17 protein-coding genes and 1 pseudogene are annotated in these 22,231 nt (G+C 64.0%); 9 read left to right on the top strand and 9 right to left on the bottom strand.

Features of this window, described 5'->3' with window-relative positions; genetic code table 11:
- Window positions 1-105 precede the first annotated feature (105 nt).
- From IC608_RS00090 to IC608_RS00075, 4 genes are all read right to left on the bottom strand, one after another.
- Complete coding sequence (locus IC608_RS00090) at window positions 106-1,113, bottom strand: ABC transporter ATP-binding protein (protein ID WP_191772003.1); 1,008 nt, start codon at window positions 1,111-1,113, stop codon at window positions 106-108.
- Window positions 1,114-1,125: 12 nt separating this feature from the next.
- Window positions 1,126-1,971, bottom strand: a complete 846-nt coding sequence (locus tag IC608_RS00085; RefSeq protein ID WP_191772002.1) for a carbohydrate ABC transporter permease — start codon at window positions 1,969-1,971, stop codon at window positions 1,126-1,128.
- Window positions 1,971-2,951 carry a carbohydrate ABC transporter permease gene (locus IC608_RS00080; protein WP_248306132.1) on the bottom strand — a complete coding sequence of 327 codons (981 nt, stop codon included), beginning with the start codon at window positions 2,949-2,951 and terminating at the stop codon, window positions 1,971-1,973. Before IC608_RS00080 ends, IC608_RS00085 begins: the two co-directional genes overlap by 1 nt.
- Window positions 2,952-3,045: 94 nt before the next feature.
- Window positions 3,046-4,314 carry an ABC transporter substrate-binding protein gene (locus tag IC608_RS00075; protein WP_191772001.1) on the bottom strand — a complete coding sequence of 423 codons (1,269 nt, stop codon included), beginning with the start codon at window positions 4,312-4,314 and terminating at the stop codon, window positions 3,046-3,048.
- Window positions 4,315-4,775: 461 nt separating this feature from the next.
- Between IC608_RS00075 and IC608_RS00070 the strand changes: the two genes are divergently transcribed.
- From IC608_RS00070 to IC608_RS00050, 5 genes are all read left to right on the top strand, one after another.
- The gene (locus IC608_RS00070) at window positions 4,776-5,789 is read left to right on the top strand and encodes a substrate-binding domain-containing protein (protein ID WP_191772000.1); all 1,014 of its coding nucleotides are present in this window, start codon (window positions 4,776-4,778) and stop codon (window positions 5,787-5,789) included.
- A 152-nt stretch (window positions 5,790-5,941) separates the two neighbouring features.
- Window positions 5,942-6,775: a 3-mercaptopyruvate sulfurtransferase gene (sseA, locus tag IC608_RS00065; protein ID WP_191771999.1), complete on the top strand. Its 834-nt coding sequence runs from the start codon at window positions 5,942-5,944 to the stop codon at window positions 6,773-6,775.
- 92 nt (window positions 6,776-6,867) lie between these two features.
- Window positions 6,868-8,088 (top strand): efflux RND transporter periplasmic adaptor subunit, encoded by a 1,221-nt coding sequence (locus IC608_RS00060; RefSeq protein ID WP_191771998.1) that lies wholly within the window; start codon window positions 6,868-6,870, stop codon window positions 8,086-8,088.
- Window positions 8,089-8,100: 12 nt separating this feature from the next.
- Window positions 8,101-11,226: an efflux RND transporter permease subunit gene (locus IC608_RS00055; protein WP_191771997.1), complete on the top strand. Its 3,126-nt coding sequence runs from the start codon at window positions 8,101-8,103 to the stop codon at window positions 11,224-11,226.
- A 123-nt stretch (window positions 11,227-11,349) separates the two neighbouring features.
- Entirely contained in the window at window positions 11,350-11,937 is a 588-nt protein-coding gene (locus IC608_RS00050) for a hypothetical protein (protein WP_191771996.1), read from the top strand.
- Window positions 11,938-11,955: 18 nt separating this feature from the next.
- Here IC608_RS00050 and IC608_RS00045 read toward each other — a convergent pair whose 3' ends face one another.
- From IC608_RS00045 to chvE, 5 genes are all read right to left on the bottom strand, one after another.
- Complete coding sequence (locus IC608_RS00045) at window positions 11,956-12,633, bottom strand: class I SAM-dependent methyltransferase (protein WP_191771995.1); 678 nt, start codon at window positions 12,631-12,633, stop codon at window positions 11,956-11,958.
- Window positions 12,634-12,716: 83 nt separating this feature from the next.
- Window positions 12,717-13,760, bottom strand: coding sequence for a L,D-transpeptidase family protein (locus tag IC608_RS00040; RefSeq protein ID WP_191771994.1), 1,044 nt, complete (start codon window positions 13,758-13,760; stop codon window positions 12,717-12,719).
- A gap of 172 nt (window positions 13,761-13,932) precedes the next feature.
- Window positions 13,933-15,207 carry a multiple monosaccharide ABC transporter permease gene (gene mmsB, locus IC608_RS00035; protein WP_191771993.1) on the bottom strand — a complete coding sequence of 425 codons (1,275 nt, stop codon included), beginning with the start codon at window positions 15,205-15,207 and terminating at the stop codon, window positions 13,933-13,935.
- Entirely contained in the window at window positions 15,204-16,736 is a 1,533-nt protein-coding gene (mmsA, locus tag IC608_RS00030; protein WP_191771992.1) for a multiple monosaccharide ABC transporter ATP-binding protein, read from the bottom strand. Before mmsA ends, mmsB begins: the two co-directional genes overlap by 4 nt.
- Before the next feature lie 188 nt (window positions 16,737-16,924).
- Window positions 16,925-17,992 (bottom strand): multiple monosaccharide ABC transporter substrate-binding protein, encoded by a 1,068-nt coding sequence (gene chvE, locus IC608_RS00025; protein ID WP_191773704.1) that lies wholly within the window; start codon window positions 17,990-17,992, stop codon window positions 16,925-16,927.
- 466 nt (window positions 17,993-18,458) lie between these two features.
- On the opposite strand from chvE, the gene IC608_RS00020 reads away from it, so the two are divergent.
- The 4 genes and pseudogenes from IC608_RS00020 to IC608_RS00005 all read left to right on the top strand — a co-directional run.
- The gene (locus IC608_RS00020) at window positions 18,459-19,238 is read left to right on the top strand and encodes an FCD domain-containing protein (RefSeq protein WP_191771991.1); all 780 of its coding nucleotides are present in this window, start codon (window positions 18,459-18,461) and stop codon (window positions 19,236-19,238) included.
- A 58-nt stretch (window positions 19,239-19,296) separates the two neighbouring features.
- Window positions 19,297-20,250, top strand: a complete 954-nt coding sequence (locus IC608_RS00015; RefSeq protein WP_191771990.1) for a sugar-binding transcriptional regulator — start codon at window positions 19,297-19,299, stop codon at window positions 20,248-20,250.
- A 182-nt stretch (window positions 20,251-20,432) separates the two neighbouring features.
- Window positions 20,433-21,743 carry an ABC transporter substrate-binding protein gene (locus tag IC608_RS00010; protein ID WP_191771989.1) on the top strand — a complete coding sequence of 437 codons (1,311 nt, stop codon included), beginning with the start codon at window positions 20,433-20,435 and terminating at the stop codon, window positions 21,741-21,743.
- Window positions 21,744-21,922: 179 nt separating this feature from the next.
- A pseudogene (locus IC608_RS00005) lies at window positions 21,923-22,231 on the top strand (sugar ABC transporter permease); the annotation flags it as partial.

The raw sequence follows: 22,231 nt of genomic DNA, 5'->3' as shown, positions 1-22,231 counted from the left end.
ACCCGGGCGTGCGCCGTCATCGTGACGATCGTGCGGCAATGGCCGCACGTCATGGTTTTGTGAAAGGGTTGGTCCTGCCCGCGGGAAGCGCCGTTGCCGTCGCGATCAGCGGATGGGCTTGCCGGCCTTGTCGAAGCGGTGGATCTTGTCGTCCATGGGGGACAGGTTCACGCTGTCGCCCGATTTGTAGGTGTTGGCGCCTTCCAGGCGAACCACCACCGGCTCCTCGGATCCGATGTCGACATAGATATAGGAATCCGCACCCAGGTTCTCGTTGTGGATCACCTTTCCGGTCCAGCGGCCGGGGCCCTCGTTGATGATCATGTGTTCGCCGCGGACACCCACGGTCTCGCAGCCAAACGGTTCGGCAAACTTGCCCGAGATGAAGTTCATCTTGGGCGAACCGATGAAACCGGCGACGAACATGCTGTCGGGCCGCTCGTAGAGCTCCATCGGCGTTCCGACCTGCTCCACCAGACCATCGCGCAGCACGCAGATGCGGTCGGCCAGCGTCATGGCCTCCACCTGGTCGTGCGTCACGTAGATCATGGTGACCTCGTGCATGTCCGCGTGCAGCTTGGCGATCTCGATGCGGGTCGCGACGCGCAGGGCAGCATCGAGGTTGGACAGTGGCTCGTCGAACAGGAACACCTTGGGGTCGCGGGTGATGGCGCGGCCAATGGCGACGCGCTGGCGCTGGCCGCCCGAGAGCTGCTTGGGCAGGCGGTCGAGATATTGCCGGATCTGCAGCATGTCGGCGGCCTTTTCCACCCGCTGGCGGATCTCGTCCTTGCTGTGGCCCTTCTCGAGCTTCAGGCCGAACGCCATGTTCTGGTAGACCGTCATGTGCGGATAAAGCGCGTAGCTCTGGAACACCATGGCGATGCCGCGCTTGGACGGGGTCAGCGAATTGACCACCTTGCCGTCAAACAGCATCTCGCCCGAGGTGATGTCTTCCAGCCCCGAGATCAGGCGCAGCAGCGTGGACTTGCCGCACCCAGAGGGGCCGACGAAGACCATGAACTCCCCCTTGCGCACCTCGAGGTCGACGCCCTTGATGACTTCGACGGCGCCGAAGGATTTGCGCAGATTGCGCAGTTCGATACTTGCCATTTGTTCTGCTCCTTAGCCCTTCACGCCGCCGGCGGTCAGCCCGCTCACGATCTTGCGCTGGAAAATCAGCACCAGCACCACGAGCGGCACGGTGACGACCACCGAGGCAGCCATGATGGTGCCCCACGGAATTTCATATTGCGATCCGCCCGAGAGCAGCGCGATGGCAACCGGCACGGTACGGGTCTGGTTCGAGACGGTGAATGTGAGGGCGAACAGGAACTCGTTCCACGCCGCGATGAAGGCGAGGAGCCCCGTGGTCACCAGCGCCGGCCACATCAGCGGCATGAACACCTGGGTGATGATGACCCAGGGCGAGGCCCCGTCCACGATCGCGGCTTCCTCGATTTCGATCGGCAGGTCGCGCATGAAAGTGGTCAGCACCCAGACGGTGAAGGGAAGGGTGAAGATGGTGTAGGCGAAGATCAGCGCCCAGGGCGTGTTGTAGATGCCCAGGCCACGGATGACCTCGAAGAGACCGGCCAACACCGCGATCTGCGGGAACATCGAGACCGCCAGGATCACCATCAGCAGCAGCCCCCTGCCCCGGAACCGCACGCGGCTGAGGGCGAACGATGCGGTGACGGCCAGGAACAGCGCCAGAATCACCGTCAGCGAAGCGACGAAGAGAGAATTGAGCAGGTTGCGCGGGAACGAGCCCTGCGTGAACACCTGCCGATAGTTCTCGAGACTGAGCGAGGTCGGCCAGTAGGTGACGCGGAACAGGTCGGTACCCGATTTGAAGCTGGTGAGGATGGCGTAGTAGAACGGGAACACCGAAACCACCACGATCACCACCACCAGGGCGTAGAACAGCACCTGCTTGGTGAGCTTCCAGATGTCGAACGTGGCGCCCATCAGCGGTCTCCCCCTTCGAAATTCACCTTGCCCAGCCAGATATAGAGGACGGTGAAGATCGCGATGATCAGGAACAGCAGCGTCGACTGCGTGGATCCTTCCGCGAAATTATTGAACTGGAAGAGGTTTTCCTGCGCCAGGATCGACATGGTCTTGGTGGCGCTGGAGTTCGGCGTCAGCACGTAGATCAGGTCGAAGATGCGCAGGGCGTCGAGGATGCGGAAGATGATCGCCACCATCAGGGCCGGCCGCACCAGCGGCAGGGTGATGCGGAAGAACTGCTTGACCGGATGGACGCCATCGATGTCGGCCGCCTCATAGATGTCCTTGGGGATCATCTGCAGGCCGGCCAGGATCAGGAGCGCCATGAACGGCGTCGTCTTCCAGATGTCCACGATCAGGACGGCGGTCATCGCCGTGTCGGGGGAAGCGGTCCAGGCGATCGGGGCACTGATAACGCCCAGTCGGAGGAAGAGGTCGTTGAGGATGCCGAACTGGTCGTTGAGCATCCAGCCCCACATGCGCGCGGAGACGATGGTGGGAATGGCCCAGGGGATGAGGATCGCGGCGCGCACGATGCCGCGGCCGCGAAATTCGGCGTTGAGAACCAGCGCCACGATCATGCCCAGCACGGTTTCGAAGGTGATCGACACCAGGGCGAAGCGGACAGTGTTCCAGACCGCGTTCCACCACTGCGGATCGGCCAGCACGCCGCGATAGATCACGCGCCCGCTGTCCAGCGTCCGGATCGAGAGATAATTGGCAAAGCCGACCCACTCCGCTCCGTAGAGGTCGTTGAGCGTGACATCGGTAAAGGAGAAGTAGATCGAGCGGGCCAGCGGCCAGCCGGCCACCACGGCCAGCGCGATCAACATCGGCACGAGGAACCAGCGCGCGGCGCGAACCCGCTGCTGCATGAGTTCCGATCGGTGCTTGCGTGCTTGTGCGACACGCGTCGCAGACATGACGTCAGTGGCCATGGTCGTTCTTGCCTCCCCGCGGCTCTTCGATTGCGCAAGGCGGGCGGCCCGGTTGTGCCGAGCCGTCCGCCTCGCAAGTCAAGTCCGGGAGGACTTACCAGGCGTCGCCCTTGAGTTCCTGCAGGTCGGCCTCGAGCACTTCCAGGTTCTCGGCAGCAGAGCCGTTGCCGGAAAGCGTCTCATGCACGGCGCTCCAGAACATGGACGACACTTCGTTGTAGTCCGTCTTGGTCGGGGCGGACGGCCGCGGCACGGCCTGCTGGAAGATTTCCAGCCAGTTGGCCATGAACGGCGAGGCTGCGAGAACGTCCTTGTCCTCGTAGAGGGCCGGGATCGTGGGCAGGTTGGACTGCTTGATGGCGCGTTCCTTCTGGACTTCTTCCGAAGCCAGGAACTTGGCCAGCGCAATGGCTTCGTCCGGATGCTGCGAGTACTTGGAAACGGCTACGTTCCAGCCGCCCAGAGTTGCCGCCGAACCCGCGCCTTCACCTTCGCCCGCCGGCAGCGGAGCGACGTCGAACTTGCCCTTGACGGCGGAGTCGTCGCCATTGCTCAGCGCGTAGGCATAGGGCCAGTTGCGCATGAACACGGCATTGCCCAGCTGCCAGACGCCGCGGCTTTCTTCTTCCATGTAGCCAAGCACGCCTTCGGGCGCGATAGTGCCAACCCAGCTCGCCGCTTCGTCGATGGCCGCCGCCGCCTGCTCGTTGTTGATCGAGATGGTGCCGTCGGCTTCCACGATCTGGCCGCCGCCATAGGACTTGACCCATTCCAGCGCGTTGCAGGTCAGACCTTCATAGGCGTTGCCCTGGAACACGAAGCCCCACAGCTCGCTATTGCCGTCAGCCCGCTCGCCATCCATGATTTCCTTGGCGGTGGCGGCCATTTCGGACCAGGTCTTGGGGACTTCCTTGCCGTATTTTTCCAGGAGGTCCGTGCGGTAGTAGAGCGCGGGAGCGTCGGTGAAGGCCGGCAGGGCGACGAGCTTGCCGTCCACGGTCTGCGACTCGATGATCGAAGGGAAGTGCTGGTCGACGATGTCCTTGGCGGCATCGGTGAGGTCGAGGAACTGGTCCGCCAGCTGCGGCGCCCAGATGACGTCGGTCTGGTAGACGTCGATGTCGGTGTTGCCGGCGGCGAGCCACAGGCGATACTGGCCGAACTGGTCGGTGGTCGAGGACGGCATCGGCACGATAGTGACCGTGTTGCCGGTTTCTTCCTCGAAGCGATCCAGCTGGCTGCGCAGGAATTCAAGGCCCGTCCCCGTGTCGCCCGACACCATCGCCAGTTCTGCGGCATGGATGGGTCCGGCAATAAGGGTCACGCTGGCCAGCATTCCGGCGAGCAGCTTGTTGAGTTTCATTGGGTATCCTCCCGATTGAACCACTAGGCAGGGAGGCGCATGGCAGGGGTCTGCGACGGTAACCCGCCAGACCCCGTGAAACCCTCCCTAAAAACGCCCGGCGCGGAGGACGTTCCTCGCCCCCTTTTCCAAAGCGCTTTAAATGAAAGGGAAACAGTTTGGACAAAACCTGTCAAGCACGGCTCGCGGCGAAATTCAGACATTTCGAAGGTCGAAAAAAATTGCTTGGGAATTTCAAATGCTTATGGGTGCCGCGAATTCGGCAATGGTAAAGGGGCCAGTTTTTGGCTGATGTACGCACCTCACCTTCCGCAATCGTTTCCGACTACTTGCTATAAAAATTGAAATCGCTTTGAATGACGCCGGAGGAGGAAGGCGGAGAACTCCGGCCAAGGAGACCGCCAGCCCGATTTGCGCCCGCTGGTGATCTCGCCAGCGCGGGTGCCGGGCCACGAACTGCCATGCGACTGAAAGATCTCGCGCACCATCTCGGTCTTTCACAGACGACGGTGAGCCGCGCGCTCAACGGGTATCCCGAAGTCAAGGAAGCGACCCGCCGGCGCGTCGCCGAGGCCGCGGCCGAACTCGGCTATCGCCCCAACGCCAGCGCATTGCGCCTCGCCACTGGCCGGGCCGGCGCGGTGGGCATGGTCCTGCGTGGCTCGGATGAGTTCGGCCCCCATACCAGCGAATTCCTGGGTGGCCTGGGCGGACGCATGGCGCTGGAAGAGATCGATCTTCTGGTCACCACCGTCGCCTCGCAGCAGGACGAAATGGCCGCCTATCGCCGCCTTGCTGCCAGCCAGAAGGTGGACGCGGTCATTCTGCACTCCCCCTCCTTGAGGGACGAGCGGGCCGAACTCCTGATGGAGCTGGGCATTCCCTTCGTCCTGCACGGGCGCACGGATGTGGGGGCGCCGGTCGCCTGGCTCGACATCGACAATCGGGGAGCCTTGGAGCGGGCGACTACCCACCTGGTCGATCTCGGCCACCGGCGCATCGCGCTGCTCAATGGCGTGAAGGGTCGCACCTTTGCCGAGCATCGCGAGGAGGGTTATCTGACGGCCCTGGCGGCGCGCGACCTGCAACCGGACAAGGCCCTGATGGGCAACTCCATCTTCACCGACGAGGTCGCGTTCCGGCTCGCCCAGGCCATGCTGGAACTGCGCCCGCGTCCCACCGCGTTCCTCGCGGGCTCCATGATGACGGCGCTCGGAGTCTTCCGCGCTATCCGCCAGGCGGGGCTGACGCTGGGCAAGGACGTCTCGATGATCGCCCATGACGACGTCTTTCCCTATCTCAACGCCGACAACATGTACCCGACCATGTCGACGACGCGCTCCTCCATTCGCCAGGCCGGACAGCGCATCGCCGAACTCACGATGCAGATCGTCGGTGGCAAGCCGGCCGCGGACGTGCACGAGCTCTGGCCGGTCGAGCTCGTCTTGCGCGAAAGCTCCGGACCGCCGCCCTGAGCGCTGTCGCGCGGTTCTCCGCGAAGAGCTGGGTTCGCTCGATGCTGGTGGCAATTTTGCTTTGGCTCGAATGAACCACTGCGCGCCTGGATTGTTCTTGCCGCAGCCCCTTTTGCAGCGTTAGCAATAGGATCACAGCGCGGGAGCTTGCCATGGATACGCCGTTCGTCACCACCGACTGGCTGGCGCAACACCTCAACGATCCCGACCTGATCGTGGTCGACGCGAGCTGGCACATGCCGAACGCGGCGCGCAATGCGCAGGCCGAGTACCTGGCTGGACACATTCCCGGCGCCGTCTTCTTCGATATCGACGGTATCGCCGACACCGACAGCACCCTGCCCCACATGCTGCCCGAGCCGTCCGATTTTGCGCGCATGGTGGGGGCCCTGGGCATTGCCGAGAGCATGACCATCGTCGTCTACGACGAGGTGGGGCTGTTCAGCGCTCCCCGCGTCTGGTGGACGCTGCGCACCTTCGGCGCCCGCAATGTCGCGATGCTCGAGGGCGGCGGCCCCAAATGGCGGGCCGAGCGCCGCCCCGTGGAAGCGGGCCTGTCGTCCCGGCCCCGCGCCCGGTTCGTCCCCGATATCGACCCCGATCGCATCGCCAGCTTCGATCGCGTGCAGGCGCGCAGCAGGGACAACGCGGCCCAGATCATCGACGCGCGCCCTGCCCCCCGGTTCCACGGCGAAGCGCCAGAACCTCGCGCCGGCCTGCGCTCGGGCCACATTCCGGGCAGCCTCAACGTGCCGGTGAGCCTCCTCACCGAGAACGGCCGCATGAAGCCGGCCGAAGAACTTCAGGGCCTGTTCGAGGCCCGCGGCGTCGACCTGGAAAAACCCATCATCACCTCTTGCGGCTCCGGCATCACCGCCGTCACCCTGGCGCTGGCCCTGGAACGGGCCGGGGCCCGCGATGTCGCTGTCTATGACGGGTCGTGGGCAGAATGGGGGGCCCGGCCCGACGCCGAGGTGGAAGCCTGAGATTTCGCCAAAATTACGCGATTGTAATCCCGCGCCTGTTCCGCCGCTGCTAGTGTCTGCTTCGTTTTAGTCACGTGCAGATTTGGACCTTGATGCTGAGTGCACTCCGGCAGCTTCTCGCCTCCCTTGCTGTTCTCCTGGTTGCCGGCCTCATCTGGTTGTACCTCGTGCCCAGCGCACCCCGCACACTCGAGAGCTGGGACATAAGCCTTCCCTTCGGCCCAAAACCCACCGAACAGGTGGGTCCGACCGGCGGCGGCCGAGGCGGCGCGGGGCCGGACGGTGGCGGCCGCCGGGGTGGGTTTGCCGGGCGGCAAACCAATGTCATCACCGCTGCCGTCAGGATGGCCACCATCAATAGCGCCCTTTCGGCCGTCGGCGAGGCGAGCGCGGCGCGCAGCGTCTCCGTGGCTGCGCCGGCAGGGGGCGAACTGGCGGAAGTGCTGGTGCGCCCGGGCCAGACGGTAGAGGCCGGCGACGTCATCGCCCGCTTCAAGAGCGAGGCCGAGCAGATCGAGTTCGACGGCGCGCAACTGGCGCTGGAAGACGCCGAAGCCGCCCTCGCCCGCACGCAGGGCCTGGCCAGTTCCAACATTGTTGCCAACACCGCGCTGACCGCAGCCGAACTGGCCAAGGCCAATGCGGAACTGGAGCTGCGCAACGCGCGCCTGGCCCTCGACCGCAAGACGATCACGAGCCCCATCGGCGGCACCGTGGGGCTGATCCGCGTGAACCCCGGCAATTACGTTGCGGCGCAGACGGCCATAACCACCATCGACGACACATCTTCCATCCTGATCGACTTCTGGGTGCCCGAGCGCTACGCCGGCCAGATCGACGTCGACCAGCCGGTGACCGTCTCGGCCACCGCCCTGCCCGGCCAGGAATTCACCGGCACCGTTTCGGCCATCGACAGCCGCATAGACCCGGCCAGCCGAACCTTGCAGGTGCAGGCCGAAATTCCCAATCCCGATGGCCGGCTGCGGGCAGGCATGAGCTTTGCCGTCCGTCTCGATTTTCCCGGCGAGACCTATCCGGCGGTCAATCCGCTGGCGATCCTGTGGTCGGCCCAAGGCTCCTATGTGTGGAAATATGAAGCCGGCAAAGCCACCAAGGTCATGGCCGAGATCATCCAGCGCAACAGCGACGGCGTACTGGTGCGCGCCGATCTGGCGGCTGGCGACCCGGTCATCACCGAGGGCATCCTGCAGCTCAGCGAAGGGGCCGATGTCAACCTCATCGAAGGTCCTGACGGCCGGGGCGACGAGGCCGAGACGGCATCGGCGGCCAGCGCCGCGCCGGCCGGAAACTGAGGGGGACGGGCCATGTCGATCGAAAGCAAGAACGAACGTGGCGGGCTCCTGGCCACCCTCTTCGTGCGCCGTCCGGTCATGGCCATCGTCATCAATTCGCTGATCGTCGTCGCGGGTCTGGCGGCCCTGATCGGCATCGAAGTGCGCGAACTGCCGAGCGTCGAGCGGCCTGTGCTGTCGATCTCGACCAGTTTCGAGGGCGCCGCAGCCGAAACCGTCGATCGTGAGATCACGGCGAGAGTGGAGGGTGCTGTTGCCCGCGTGCAGGGCGTTACCGGCATTTCCTCCCGCTCATCGGTCGGCTCGAGCCGCGTAACGCTCGAGTTCTCGGAGAACACCAATCTCGATGTCGCGACTTCGGACGTGCGGGACGCGCTGAGCCGCATCGGCCGGAGCCTGCCCGATGGCGTGGACGATCCCACCATCTTCAAGGCCGACAGCGACGCGCAGGCCATCATCCAGCTCGCCGTCACCTCGGACACCATGAGCGTCGCCGACCTCAGCGACCTGGCCGAGAACATCATCGCCGAGAAGCTGGGCTCGATCGACGGAGTTGCCGAGGTTCAGGTGTACGGCGCGCGCGAGACGGCCTTCGAGGTTGACGTCGACCCGGTCAAGCTCGCCAGCCGCGGCCTCACGGTCGCCGACATCCGGAGCGCGCTTTCGACCATCGCCTTCGATGCACCCGCAGGCTCGCTCAACGGCCCCAACCAGAACATTGCCGTCCGCGCCATTTCCGAGCTGACGACGCCGGCCGATTTCGAGAACCTGGTCATCAAGGACAGGACGCTGCTCGGGGACGTCGCCAGCGTCGTGTTCGATGCCGGCGCGAGCACCTCTGCCATTCGCGCCGATGGGCGCCCGGCCATTGGTCTTGGCATCGTGCGGCAGGCGCAATCGAACACCATCGCCATCTCCGAGGCCGTTCACGCGGCCGTTGACGAGCTCAACACTACCCTGCCGGCCGGGGTGAACGTCAAGGTTTCCAGCGACGACGCCATCTTCATCCAGGGAGCCCTGCACGAGGTGGAAATTGCGCTGGTCGTGGCGCTGGTGGTGGTGATCGCCATCATCTTCCTCTTCCTGCTCGACTGGCGCGCCACCATCGTCCCCGCCATTTCCATGCCCATCGCCTTGCTGGGCGCTGTAGCGGGCATGTACGTCGCGGGCTTTTCGCTCAACATCATCACCCTCCTGGCCTTGGTTCTCGCCACGGGGCTCGTGGTGGATGATTCCATTGTCGTGCTCGAAAACATCGTGCGCCGGAAGCATCTGGGTGCCGGGCCGCGAGCCGCCGCCGTGCTGGGTACGCAGGAAGTGTTCTTCGCGGTCATTGCCACCACGCTGACGCTGGCCGCCGTCTTCATTCCGCTCTCGTTCCTCGGCGGGCAGACCGGGCAGCTCTTCCGCGAGTTCGGCTATACCCTCGCCATCGCCGTGCTCCTCTCGTCCATCGTCGCCCTCTCCATGGGGCCGATGATCGCCTCGCGCCTGCTCAAGCAAAGTGCCGGGGAAACACATGACGGCGTGTTCGGCGCGCTCGGCCGTGCATTGGCCGGCTTCTATCGGGTGACGCTGGGCCTGGCCCTGCGCAATCCCCTGGTGGTCCTTGTCATTGCCGCTCTATTCGCTGGCTCGGCCTTCTTCGCCTATGGCAATCTGCGCCAGGAAATCACGCCGTCCGAGGACCGCTCCGTCGTCAGCATTCGCGTCTCGGCGCCCGATACGGTCAGCCTCGACTTCGTCAAGACCCGGCTCGGGCAGGTTGAAACAATGCTCAAGCCCTATCTCGAGAGCGGCGAAGCCACCTCGCTCTTCGTGCTCTCGGGCTGGGGCAATGGCGGTTTCCTCACCCTGAGCCTGGCCCCATGGGAAGAGCGCGCGCGCAGCCAGCAGCAGATCGCGGGCGAAATCACCGGGCTCATGGCGCAGGTGCCCGGTGTCCGCGCCTTTGTGATGCAGGGCAATAGCCTGGGCATTCGCGGCGGCGGTTCAGGCCTGCAATTTGCCGTCGCCGGCTCGGACTATGCCGTGCTGGCGCAAACGGCCCAGTCCATTGCCGACAAGCTGGAAGACGATGGCCGCTTCGGTCGCGTCAGCGTCGATTTCGACACCACCCAGCCGCAGCTGACGTTGACCGTCGACCGCACCAAGGCGGACGCCCTCGGCATCGACATCAACGGCCTCGCCACCACCATGCAGGCCATGATCGACGGCGCCCAGGTGGGCAACGTCTTCATCAACGACAGGAGCTATTCGGTCCGCATGGTCTCGACCACCAACCCGGTCAACGATCCGCGCGATCTCGAAACCCTCTTCGTGCGTACCGGCGACGGGCGCTACGTGCCCATGTCGACCATCGCCAGCATCGAGGAATCCGCCGTGCCGCCCTCCTTGCGGCGCGAGGAACAGCGCCGCGCCGTGACGGTGTCGGCCAGCCTTGAAGAGGGCCTGGCGCTGGGCGATGCCTATGCGCAACTGCAGGAGATCGCGGCGCCTCTGCTGCCCGAGGGCACCTCCATCCTGCCGCTGGCGGAAGCCAAGACGCTGGGCGAAGCCAATAACGGCCTCTTCATCACCTTCGGCTTTGCCCTGGTGATCATCCTGCTCGTGCTCGCCGCCCAGTTCGAAAGCTTCTGGAGCGCGATCATCGTGATGGCGACGGTGCCCTTTGGTGTAGCCGCCGGCATCTACGCGATCCTCCTCACCGGCGGCAGTCTCAACATCTTCAGCCAGATCGGGCTGGTGCTGCTCGTCGGCATCATGGCCAAGAACGGCATCCTGATCGTCGAATTCGCCAACCAGCTGCGCGACCGGGGCCTTTCCGTCCGCGAGGCAGTGGAGCAGGCCTCCAACATCCGGCTGCGGCCGGTGATGATGACGATGATCGCGACGATTTTGGGCGGGGTGCCGCTGGTCCTCGCCTCGGGCGCCGGGGCCGAGGCCCGCACAGCCCTGGGATGGGTCATCGTGGGGGGCCTGAGCTTTGCGGCGATCTCGACCCTCTACCTCACCCCCGTGGCCTATCTGATTCTGGCTCGCTTCTCGCGGCCCAAGGTGGAAGAAGAAGCGCGGCTCAATCGGGAACTGGATGACGCGGCGACGCGTTCGGAGCCCGCGGATCCACTTCAGGCGTAATCCGCTACGCAGTTTCACTCCCTGTTGCACGCAGGCCGCACCTGAAAAACGTTACCAGCTAATGGCTTGCCAGCGGAACGGTCGCTGCTAAGGTTGTCGATGGGGGGTGGGGAGCTTTTCTGAATGCACCTTGCCAGGGCAACGTCACTTCTTCTGTTCGCGCTCGCTTCGGCCGCGCCGGCCAATGCCGATCCGATCGTCGATGGCTCGAACGTGTTCTTTTTCGCGGGACGGTTCCAGAGCGAATGGGTCTGGGAAACCGCCGCGTTCTGGCGCGACCACTACGAGCCGAACTCCTTCATCGGAGCCGGTTACCAGACTTTCTTTGCCGACCTGCCGGCCAATTTTCACGCCGGCGTGGAATTGGGTGCCGGGCTCCGCCTGGGGTCCGACGTGTCCACCGAGGTTTGGGGCGGCTTCGTGCTCAAGAATGACGGCGTCACCCTGGGCGACTTCACACTCTCCCCTTCCATTACCGCCGGGCTGTCCCTCGTCTCCGATACGATCGGCGTCGAGACGCAGCGCGCGGCGGCGGTCGGGCAAAACGTGTCGGCGCTGTTCTATCTCGGGCCCGAGATTGCCGTGTCCCACGCCGCGCTACCCGGCCTAGAGGCTTTCGCGCGCATCCAGCACCGCTCGGGCGGATATGGGACTTTGGCGGACATCGATGGATCGAACGCGGCGACCGTGGGGGTAAGGTTCAAGCTCTGACGCTGGCACGGCGCCGCCTCAATGGCCCGCGATGGCTGACCAGCCCCGCAAGCTGAGCCCGGCGTAGAACAGTTCGACCTCGGCGAAGCCGGCGTCCCGCAGCATTCGCTCCTCCTCGGCGGGATCGAGGATGGTCAGCCGCGTCCGGATCGCCTCCTCGGCCACCGCAAACTGGGCAGCACCGGCGTCTGCGGCCGCGCCCCAGAGCACGTGCCGCGCGATCCAGCGCGAGCGCTCCGGTTCGCGCTGCGGAAAGCTCAGATGCGCAAGCACGAGGGGTGCCCCCGGGACAAGTCGCTGGCGCAGGGCGGCCAGCGTTGTCGCCCGGTCCTTCTCTACGATAAAGTGGAAGGTCAGGAGACACAGCGCGCCATCGAACAGGTCGGATGGCGCGGCCTCCACAGTGCCCTGCACGAAGGCAATCCGGTCCAGGTGGTCTTTCGCGGTGTCCTTTGCCAGGTCCAGCATGGCGGCCGAGGGATCGACGCCGACAAAGCGCCAGTCGGGATGGGTATCGGCCAACGCCTTCAGTTCCAGCCCGCCGCCCGCACCCAGAACGAGAATGCGCGCCCGCTCCGGCACCCGCTCCTGCAGGAGCATCGAGACCATGCGGTGCAGGTCGCCAAACCCCGGCACCTGACGGCGCGGGCCATCAAGATACGCAGCAGAAGCATTGGTGAATGGGGTCTTGGCCATCGGACACTCCAAAATGTAACTTACATAGTTACATTGGAAAGTCGCGGTCAAGAGCGGGATCGGCGATCTGTAGTCGCCGGAGGCTACTGCACGAAATCCACCGTCACGCCGTTTTCCACCATCGCAGCGAGTTCTTCAGCATCCCAGTTCGTCAGGCGCACGCAGCCATGCGAGGCGGTCTTGCCGATATGTTCCGGCTCCGGCGTGCCATGAATGCCGAATGTGGGCTCGGAAAGATCGATCCAGACACTTCCTACCGGGTTGTTGGGTCCCGGCGCCAGCACCAGCGGCTCGTCATTGTCGCCCTGTTTGAAGTTCTCGTCGGGTCGATAGGTGTAGTTGGGCTCCGGCGCAATCGCCTCGACGGTGTGCGTGCCTTGGGGCGAAGGATTGTCTCGGCTGCCGACCGTCGCCGGGTAGGCAACGATCAGCCTGTCGCTTTCGTCATAGGCGCGGACCTGACCGGCCTTCTTGTCGGCCTCGATGCGGGCAACCTTGCCCTCACGCGCATCGCCAGGGTTGGCCACCACGATCTCCTCCCCAACCGCGAAACGCGTATCGGGGTTCAGCGCCTTGAGCAGGTCGATATCCATGTGGAAGCGTTCAGCCAGTTCTTCGGCGACGCTGGTGAAGCCAAGAAAGTCCCGTTTGGCGAGTTCGGCATAGTCGTCCGGCAGAGGGTCGACGATCCGGTCGGCATCATCCTGCGTGACGGTATAACCCATGAGAACGGGATTGTCGGTCTCGAGCAGACCGACCACCTCGTCATCGAGTTCCCCGCCTGCATTCAGACCGTTCAGCGTCTCGAGGCCTGCGATGGCCTTGCGGACGTTTTCACCGTCATAGCCGTCGATGACGCCAGGGGACGCTCCGGCCCGATCGAGCAGGACCTGCAGGCGCACGATGACGGGGCGCGGCCCTTCTGCTTCTGCCCTCTCGTCTGCGGCGCCGTCGTCTTGGGCAAGGAGGGTGCCGAGCCTGGCGGTGTTGACGGTGTCGAGACTCAGCGAGGTGTCGTCCTGCGCAACAGCAGCGGAAACGGAAAGCAGCAGACCGGCGAGGGCGATGGGCAGGGTCTTGTTCAAGAGTGTGTCTTCCTTCTTGGGGCACACGCCAAACCTGGACATGCGACAACCGCAGGACCCCGGGGCGCACCCTTCCCGGGGGAAAACGTGTTCCAACCGGTCGCGTTGCGTTGCCCGGTGCCCGGCCGGAGCCGGCCGCCTTTGCGGACGCAGAGACAACAAAAAGGCCGCCGGGGTGACCGGCGGCCTTCAAGACCAGAAACAGGGCTTGCGATCAGGCCGACTTGTTCTTGTTGTAGAGGTCGAAGAACACGGCCGCGAGCAGCACGACGCCCTTGATCATCTGCTGCCAATCGATGTTGACGCCCATGATGGACATGCCGTTGTTCATCACACCCATGATGAAGGCGCCGATCACCGCTCCGGCCACGGCACCCACGCCACCCAGCGCGGACGCGCCGCCGATGAACACGGCCGCAATCACGTCGAGCTCGAGCCCCTGCCCCGCCTTCGGGGTCGCCGAGTTGAGGCGCGCCGCATAGATCATGCCGGCCAGAGCCGCCAGCGCGCCCATGATGGCAAAGACGTAGAAGGTCAACCGTTCGGTCTTGATGCCCGAAAGCGCCGCCGCCTTGACGTTGCCGCCCAGCGCATAGATGCGGCGGCCGAAGGTCATGCGCTTGGTCATGAAGACGAAGAGGGCAATCAGGATACCCATCACCACCAGCACGTTGGGCAGGCCGCGATAGGACGCCAGCATGTAGCTGAAGAACAGGATCAGCGCCGCGATCACGACGTTCTTAAGCACGAAGAGGCTGAACGGCTCCACCTCATGGCCGCGGCTGCTGCGGCGGGCGCGGGTGCGGATGGCGAAAAACATCATGGCCACGATCCCGATGATCGCCAGCACCAGCGTCGTGGTGTGCAAAGACAGCCCCTGCACCCCCTCCCCGTCCGGCACCACAACCGTGGGTCCGATGATGTCGGGAATGAAGCCTGCCGAGAGCAACTGGAATTCGGCCGGGAACGGACCGACGGACTTGCCGGCCAGGATGGCGAGCGACAGGCCCTTGAAGATCAGCATGCCTGCGAGCGTGACGATGAAGCTTGGGATGCGATGGTAGGCGATGAGGTAGCCTTGGGCGGCACCGATGATGGCCCCGACCACAAGGCAGATGATGCCGGCGACGATTGGATTGGCCAGAAATGCCAGTTCCGGCGGGAATTTCCAGCCGATCATCAGCATCGCCGCCAGCGCTCCGATGAAGCCCGAAACCGAGCCCACGGACAGGTCGATGTGCCCAGCCACGATGACCAGCAGCATGCCCAGCGCCATCACGATGATGTAGCTGTTTTGCAGGATGATATTGGTCAGGTTCACCGGCTTGAACAGCACGCCGTTGGTGAAATACTGGAAGAACAGCATGATCAGGATCAGCGCGAGCAAGAGGCCATAATCGCGCATATTGGCCTGCAAGGCACCCCACAGGCTCAGTTCTTGCGGCTTTGCAGGGGCCCCCGCCCCGGTCGGTGCAGTTTCGGTGGTCATGATGCCTTTCCTTCGGCGCGCACGATGGAGCGCATGATCTGTTCCTGGCTGGCCTCGCTGGTGGCCATTTCGCCCACGATGCGCCCTTCGTTCATCACGTAGAGCCTGTCGGTGATCCCCAGCAGTTCGGGCATCTCGGACGAGATGACGAGGATCGCCTTACCCTGGGCGGCCAGCTGATTGATGATGGTGTAGATTTCGTATTTCGCGCCCACGTCGATACCGCGTGTCGGCTCGTCGAGGATCAGCACCTCGGGATTGGCGAAGAGCCATTTGCTCAGCACCACCTTCTGCTGATTGCCACCCGAAAGATTGCCAACCGTCTGATAGACGCTCGATGAGCGAATGTTCGTCTTCTTGCGGTATTCGTTGGCGACGTCGGTCTCCGCCAGGTCATCGATCACGCCGAAGCGCGAAATCCCCGTCAAATTGGCAATGGTGGTGTTGTGCTTGACGTGGTCGATGAGGTTGAGCCCGTAGGTCTTGCGGTCTTCGGTGGCGTAGGCGATGCCCCGGCCGACCGCACGCTCGACGGTGGACACGTCCACCTTCTGGCCGTGCATATAGACCTCGCCGGTGATCTTCTGACCATAGGACTTGCCGAAGAGGCTCATGGCGAACTCGGTGCGCCCTGCGCCCATGAGGCCGGCAATGCCCACCACCTCACCCCTGCGCAGGGTGATGTCGATGTTCTTGATGATCTGCCGCTCGCGATGCTGCGGGTGGTAGACCGACCAGTTCTTCACCTCCAGCACGACCTCGCCCACATGGGGGGTCCGCGGCGGGTAGCGATCGTCGAGCGAACGTCCCACCATCGAGGTGATGATGCGATCCTCGCTGATATCGGTCGTGTCCATCGTCTCGATGGTCTTGCCATCGCGGATCACGGTCACACGGTCGGCGATGCGCGAGATCTCGTTGAGCTTGTGGCTGATGATGATCGAGGTGATGCCCTGCGACTTGAACTCGAGGAGCAGCGCCAGGAGGGCAGCACTGTCCTTCTCAGACAGCGAGGCCGTCGGTTCATCGAGGATCAGCAGTTGCACCTGCTTGGATAGTGCCTTGGCAATTTCCACCAGCTGCTGCTTGCCCACCCCGATATTGGTGACGAGCGTATCCGGATCTTCGCTAAGGCCAACCATGGAGAGAAGCTTGCGGGCGCCGTCACGGGTCTCATCCCAGTCGATGACGCCGGCGGTCGCCTGCTCGTTGCCCAGGAAGATGTTTTCGGCAATCGAGAGCAGCGGCACCAGGGCGAGTTCCTGGTGGATGATCACGATACCCTTGTGTTCGCTGTCGCGAATGGAGCGGAAATGCTGCTCCTCGCCCTTGTAGATGATCTGGCCCTCATAGGAGCCATGTGGATAGACGCCGCTCAGCACCTTCATCAGGGTCGACTTGCCGGCCCCGTTCTCGCCGCAAATGGCGTGAATTTCCCCTTCCCGAACGTCCAGATTGACGTCCGACAGCGCTTTCACGCCCGGAAAGGTCTTGGTGATGTTGCGCATCTCCAGGATAGTCTTGGTCATGCTGGACCCTGTCCTTGCGGAGCACGCACCAGCCCTACGAGCCGGTACATCCTCGATTGTCACCCCGGCGGAAGCTTCGCTCGCACTCGCGGCACCCCACGCACCGGGAAGGGGTTGGCATCACCCCTAAAATCTTGAAAGGGCCCCGCGGCAAGACCGCGGAGCCCCGATCAGCAAACCGGCAGTGATTACTGCAGGTCTTCTTCCTTGATGTAACCCGAGTCGACGACCAGTTCCTTGTAGTTGGACGCATCGACTTCGTACGGGGTCAGCAGGATGGACGGGACGACCTTGACGCCATTGTCATAGGTGGTGGTGTCCAGGCCTTCCGGCGTGCCGCCCGACAGAACGGTGTCCACGAGGTCAGCCGTGGTCTTGGCCAGTTCGCGAGTGTCCTTGTAGATGGTCGAGTACTGCTCGCCGGCGATGATCGCCTTCACCGACGGAGCTTCCGCGTCCTGACCGGTGATGATCGGCCAGGGCAGATCGCCCGAGCCGTAACCAACGCCACGGAGCGAGGAAATGATGCCGCGCGAGAGGCCATCATAGGGAGCCAGGACGCCCTGGACGGTGGAGCCATCCGAGTAGTTTGCGGAAAGGATGTTGTCCATGCGAGCCTGGGCAACGGCGCCGTCCCAACGCAGCGTACCGACCTGGTCCATGCCCATCTGGCCGGACTTGATGACGATGTCGCCCGAGTCGATCATCGGCTGCAGGACCGACATGGCGCCGTCATAGAAGAAGAAGGCGTTGTTGTCGTCCGGCGAGCCGCCGAAGAGTTCGACATTCCACGGCTTGGTGTCGGGGAAGCGTTCCTTGAGTCCCTTTACCAGGCTGTTGGCCTGGAGCACACCAACCTGGAAGTTGTCGAAGGTGGTGTAGTAGTCGACATTCTCGCTGTCTCGGATCAGGCGGTCATAAGCAATGACCTTGATGCCCTGATCGGCAGCCTGCTGCAGCACGGCCGAGAGCGTCGTGCCGTCGATCGAGGCGACCACGAGGGCCTTGACGCCCTTGGTGACCATGTTTTCGATCTGGGCGAGTTGGTTCGGGATATCGTCTTCTGCATACTGCAGGTCGACGGTGTAGCCCTTCGATTCCAGCGCCGACTTCAGCTCGTTGCCGTCCGAGATCCAGCGCAGCGAGGACTGCGTCGGCATCGCGATGCCGATCTGGCCCTTGTCCTGGGCGTAGGCGGCGGTCGCGGCGGTGGCCATCAGGGCACCGGCAGCGAACAGCGTCGCGATTGATTTCAGAACCTTCACGTCTCGACTCCCTTATGTCATTCGAGATTGTTACTTGCGCCTTGCGGGCGGGACCAGGACCAGGCAGCCGGAACGACCGGCGTCGAACGCCGCTGCCCCGAAAGGGCACCGGGCGGCCGTCGCACCGGACTGCGCCGATGCCGCCAGCGGCATCGTCACGTCGAACTGCATGAAAATCCTCCACGACAGACGGCATTGCCGTCACGGACCCTCCCTGGCCCACAGGCGTGGACGCTAGGATAATCAGATACCGCTGTAAAGCGCTCAGCGCCCTCCCCCACCACTTTTTTCGAGTCTCGAAGATTAACCGGTTCTTGAGGTTAACCGCCGCGCTGCGCCCATTGCGAAATGTACCCTGCGTGGATATGGTGCCGCCCAGCTCGCAGGAAGCGCATCCCAAAACAGCAAAAAGCGCGGACCGAAGAGCAGAAGGTATCAGATACCTCAAGGGAGCACGGTGGCCATCCGGAACGAAACGCGCCTGGAGCAAGCCAGCGCCGCCAGCGCGGTCGCCGACCATCTGGCGCAGGAAATCCTGGGCCAGATGGCCCCCGGCACCAGCCTGCCGAGCGAGGCGGAACTGGCCGAACGCTATGCCGTCAGCCGCCTCACCATTCGCGAGTCGGTCAAGCTGCTGGCCGGACGAGGCCTGCTCGAGCTGGCGCGCGGCCGCCGCGCCGTGGTGCGCGAGCCGGACGGCTCCGCCTTCGCGGACTTCCTCACCTCGGTCATCCGATACGATGCCAAGGGCCTGTTCGACCTGGTGGAGGTGCGCCTGACGCTCGAGGTGCAGTCGGCAACGCTTGCGGCCAAGCGCTCGAGCCGTGCCGGCATCACGGCCATCGAAACCGCCATCGAGGGCATGCGCGGTCTGGTCGAACCGGACGGGACGGTCGCCTCCGCAGAAGCCGAGTCCCGCTTTCACGATTTTGACGTCGGCTTCCACGAAGCCGTCGCCATGGCCAGCGGCAACCGCGTTCTGAGCTTTCTTTTCGAGGCGATGGCAGGCCCACTAAAGGAAGGCTTCTTCATCAGCCGGCGCGGCAACGAATATCGCGGGCATACGGCCCTCGACACCATCGAAGCCCATCAGCGCATCCTCGACTGCATCCGCGACGGCAATGCCCGCGCCGCCGCCGAAGCCATGCGGTTCCACCTCAAGGACACCGAGCGCGACATCCGCACCGCCCTCTCCCGCATGGCCAAGCAACCCAACCGAACCCCGGCAGCGCCTTAGGGCTTGCAGCCTGCCGCAAGGGTGGAATAATCGCGGGCGAGGCAAACGGACGAGGCCCATGGCAGCCCGACAGGACGCAAACGCGAACCGCTTGGACGATGCGGCACGCGCCGGCTGGCTCTACTACGTCGCCGGCAACACGCAGGAAGAGATCGCCACCAAGATGGGTATTTCGCGCCAGTCGGCGCAGCGCCTGGTGTCGCTCTCGGTCAGCGAGGGGCTCATCAAGGTGCGCCTCGACCACCCCATCGGCAATTGCCTCGATCTTGCCGCGCGCCTCAAGGCGCGCTTTGCCCTCGACCACTGCGAAGTCGTGCCCTCGGACCCGGGCAGCAGTTCCTCGACCATTGGCGTGGCCGAGGCCGGCGCCGCCGAGATCGAGCGCTTCCTGCGCCGCGACGACCCGATCATCATGGCCATCGGCACCGGGCGAACGCTCAAGGCCGCGATCGAGCAACTCCAGCCCATGGACGCGACGCACCACAAGGTTGTTTCCCTCACCGGCAACATCGCCCCCGATGGATCGGCGGCGTTCTACAACGTCATCTTCAACGTGGCCGACACGGTCAAGGCGCGGTCCTTCCCCATGCCGCTGCCCGTCATTGCCTCCTCGGCCCGCGAGCGCGAATTGCTGCACGGCCAGACCATGATTCGCGAAACCCTCGCCCTTGCCGCCAAGGCCGACATCACCTTCGTGGGGATCGGCCACCTCGGCGCCGATGCCCCCCTGCTGCTCGACGGGTTCATCACCGAGACCGAACACAAGAGCCTGCAAAAGGCTGGCGCGGTGGGTGAAATCTGCGGCTGGGCGTTCGCCGCCGACGGCCGCCTCATCGAGGGCCTCACCAATGACCGCGTGGCCTCTGCCCCCATTCCCAGCCGCGAAAAAGGGCTGGTGATCGGCATGGCCATGGGCACGGCCAAGGCCGCAGCCATCAAGGCGGCGCTGAACCGGCGGCTGGTGAACGGTCTTATTACGGACGAGCGTACGGCCCAGCTTCTGTTGGCTTGAGCCCGTCGGTCCAGACGCCCATCCAAGCTGAAGATTTGCCCAAACCGGCGGAGGCTGCCCGGTTTCGTTGAGGTACGTACGGCAGTCGCTGACGCGGAACGCCCCTTGACTCCGCTGCGTGGTTAATGAACATTTGCCCATAACCGGGGCATATGTTCGCCTCAATCCTTGGGAGGATATCAATGAAACTCACACCCATTTTTGTGGGCGCGCTAACTCTTGCTCTCGTAGGTTCGGCTTCGGCCGAAACGCTGACCATCGCCACCGTGAACAATGGCGACATGATCCGCATGCAGGGCCTGTCGAGCGCTTTCACCGAAGAAACCGGCATCGACCTCAACTGGGTCGTGCTCGAGGAAAACACGCTCCGTCAGAACGTCACCACCGACATCGCCACCAATGGCGGCCAGTATGACGTGATGACCATCGGCACCTACGAGGCGCCGATCTGGGCCAAGCAGGGGTGGCTCGCCCCGCTCGACGGCCTGACCTCGGATCCAGAGTATGACGTCGACGACCTGCTCCCGCCCATCCGCGAGGGCCTTTCCTACGAAGGCAAGCTCTACGCAGCCCCGTTCTACGGCGAGTCAAGCTTCATCATGTACCGCAAGGACCTGATGGAAAAAGCCGGCCTCGAGATGCCGGATGCACCGACCTGGGAATTCATCGGCGAGGCGGCCCGCGCCATGACCGACCGCGCCAACGACATCAACGGCATATGCCTGCGCGGCAAGGCCGGCTGGGGCGAGAACATGGCCTTCCTGACGGCCATGTCCAACTCCTTCGGCGCCCGCTGGTTCGACGAGAACTGGAAGCCCCAGTTCGACACGCCGGAGTGGAAAAACACCCTGGACACCTATCTCTCGCTGATGGCGGATGCGGGCCCCTCGGGCGCCTCGTCCAACGGCTTCAACGAGAACCTGACCCTGTTCCAGCAGGGCAAGTGCGGCATGTGGATCGACGCCACCGTGGCGGCCTCCTTCGTCACCAACCCCGAGGATTCCACCGTCGCCGACCAGGTCGGCTTTGCCCTGGCGCCCGACAATGGCCTTGGCAAGCGCGGCAACTGGCTCTGGGCCTGGTCGCTCGCCATTCCGAACTCCTCCCAGCAGAAGGACGCTGCCGAAAAGTTCATCAAGTGGGCGACGGACAAGGACTATCTGGCCCTGGTCGCCGAGAAGGAAGGCTGGGCCAATGTGCCTCCGGGCACCCGCACCTCGCTCTACGAAAACCCCGAGTATCAGGCCGCAGCGCCGTTCGCCAAGATGACGCTCGACGCCATCAACTCGGCCAACCCGAGCGAACCGACCGTCAAGCCGGTGCCGTATACGGGCGTCCAGTTCGTGGCCATCCCGGAGTTCGCCGGCATCGGCACCAATGTGGGCCAGCTCTTCTCGGCGGCCCTCGCCGGTCAGATGTCCGCCGACGATGCCCTGGCTCAGGCCCAGGACGCCACCACGCGCGACATGACCCGCGCCGGTTACATCAAGTAGTGGGCCTGCCCTGATCACCTCTCCCCTGAAGGGAGAGGTCGATGCAATACGTCGGATGAGAGGTTCAGTGCCGCATGAGGTCATCGGAGTCAGACAGACTCTGAACCCCTCACCCTAACCCTCTCCTCTCAGGGGAGAGGGGACGTCGGCCCAAACGTGCGGTTAGTGACGGATCACCAATGGCCACGAGACAAACCCGAACTCTTGCGCGCGTGATGATGGCTCCGGCGGTGCTTGTGCTGCTGGTGTGGATGGCGGTGCCGCTGGCGATGACGCTGTGGTTCAGCTTCCAGAACTACAATCTGCTCAATCCGATGATGACCGGGTTTGCCGGCTGGGCCAACTACAGCTACGTCATCGGCGACCCCAGCTTCACCCAGGCGCTGGTCAACACCCTGCTGCTGGTGGGGGGTGTGCTTGTCATCACCATCATCGGGGGCACGCTCCTGGCGCTGCTGCTCGACCAGCCCGTCTGGGGCCAGGGGATC

This window comes from Devosia oryzisoli, assembly GCF_014837245.1.
Classification (GTDB): Bacteria; Pseudomonadota; Alphaproteobacteria; order Rhizobiales; family Devosiaceae; genus Devosia; species Devosia oryzisoli.
Note: the sequence above shows the minus strand (reverse complement) of the source record. Positions and strands in the feature narration are given on the sequence as shown.

Bases quoted from the DNA above. Each gene is read 5' to 3' on its own strand.
- IC608_RS00090 (WP_191772003.1), bottom strand. From the start codon at position 1,113: ATGGCAAGTATCGAACTGCGCAATCTGCGCAAATCCTTCGGCGCCGTC.
- IC608_RS00075 (WP_191772001.1), bottom strand. From the start codon at position 4,314: ATGAAACTCAACAAGCTGCTCGCCGGAATGCTGGCCAGCGTGACCCTT.
- IC608_RS00060 (WP_191771998.1), top strand. From the start codon at position 6,868: ATGCTGAGTGCACTCCGGCAGCTTCTCGCCTCCCTTGCTGTTCTCCTG.
- IC608_RS00070 (WP_191772000.1), top strand. From the start codon at position 4,776: ATGCGACTGAAAGATCTCGCGCACCATCTCGGTCTTTCACAGACGACG.
- IC608_RS00045 (WP_191771995.1), bottom strand. From the start codon at position 12,633: ATGGCCAAGACCCCATTCACCAATGCTTCTGCTGCGTATCTTGATGGC.
- mmsA (WP_191771992.1), bottom strand. From the start codon at position 16,736: ATGACCAAGACTATCCTGGAGATGCGCAACATCACCAAGACCTTTCCG.
- IC608_RS00080 (WP_248306132.1), bottom strand. From the start codon at position 2,951: ATGGCCACTGACGTCATGTCTGCGACGCGTGTCGCACAAGCACGCAAG.
- IC608_RS00055 (WP_191771997.1), top strand. From the start codon at position 8,101: ATGTCGATCGAAAGCAAGAACGAACGTGGCGGGCTCCTGGCCACCCTC.
- mmsB (WP_191771993.1), bottom strand. From the start codon at position 15,207: ATGACCACCGAAACTGCACCGACCGGGGCGGGGGCCCCTGCAAAGCCG.
- IC608_RS00040 (WP_191771994.1), bottom strand. From the start codon at position 13,760: ATGTCCAGGTTTGGCGTGTGCCCCAAGAAGGAAGACACACTCTTGAAC.
- IC608_RS00085 (WP_191772002.1), bottom strand. From the start codon at position 1,971: ATGGGCGCCACGTTCGACATCTGGAAGCTCACCAAGCAGGTGCTGTTC.
- sseA (WP_191771999.1), top strand. From the start codon at position 5,942: ATGGATACGCCGTTCGTCACCACCGACTGGCTGGCGCAACACCTCAAC.
- IC608_RS00050 (WP_191771996.1), top strand. From the start codon at position 11,350: ATGCACCTTGCCAGGGCAACGTCACTTCTTCTGTTCGCGCTCGCTTCG.
- IC608_RS00015 (WP_191771990.1), top strand. From the start codon at position 19,297: ATGGCAGCCCGACAGGACGCAAACGCGAACCGCTTGGACGATGCGGCA.
- IC608_RS00010 (WP_191771989.1), top strand. From the start codon at position 20,433: ATGAAACTCACACCCATTTTTGTGGGCGCGCTAACTCTTGCTCTCGTA.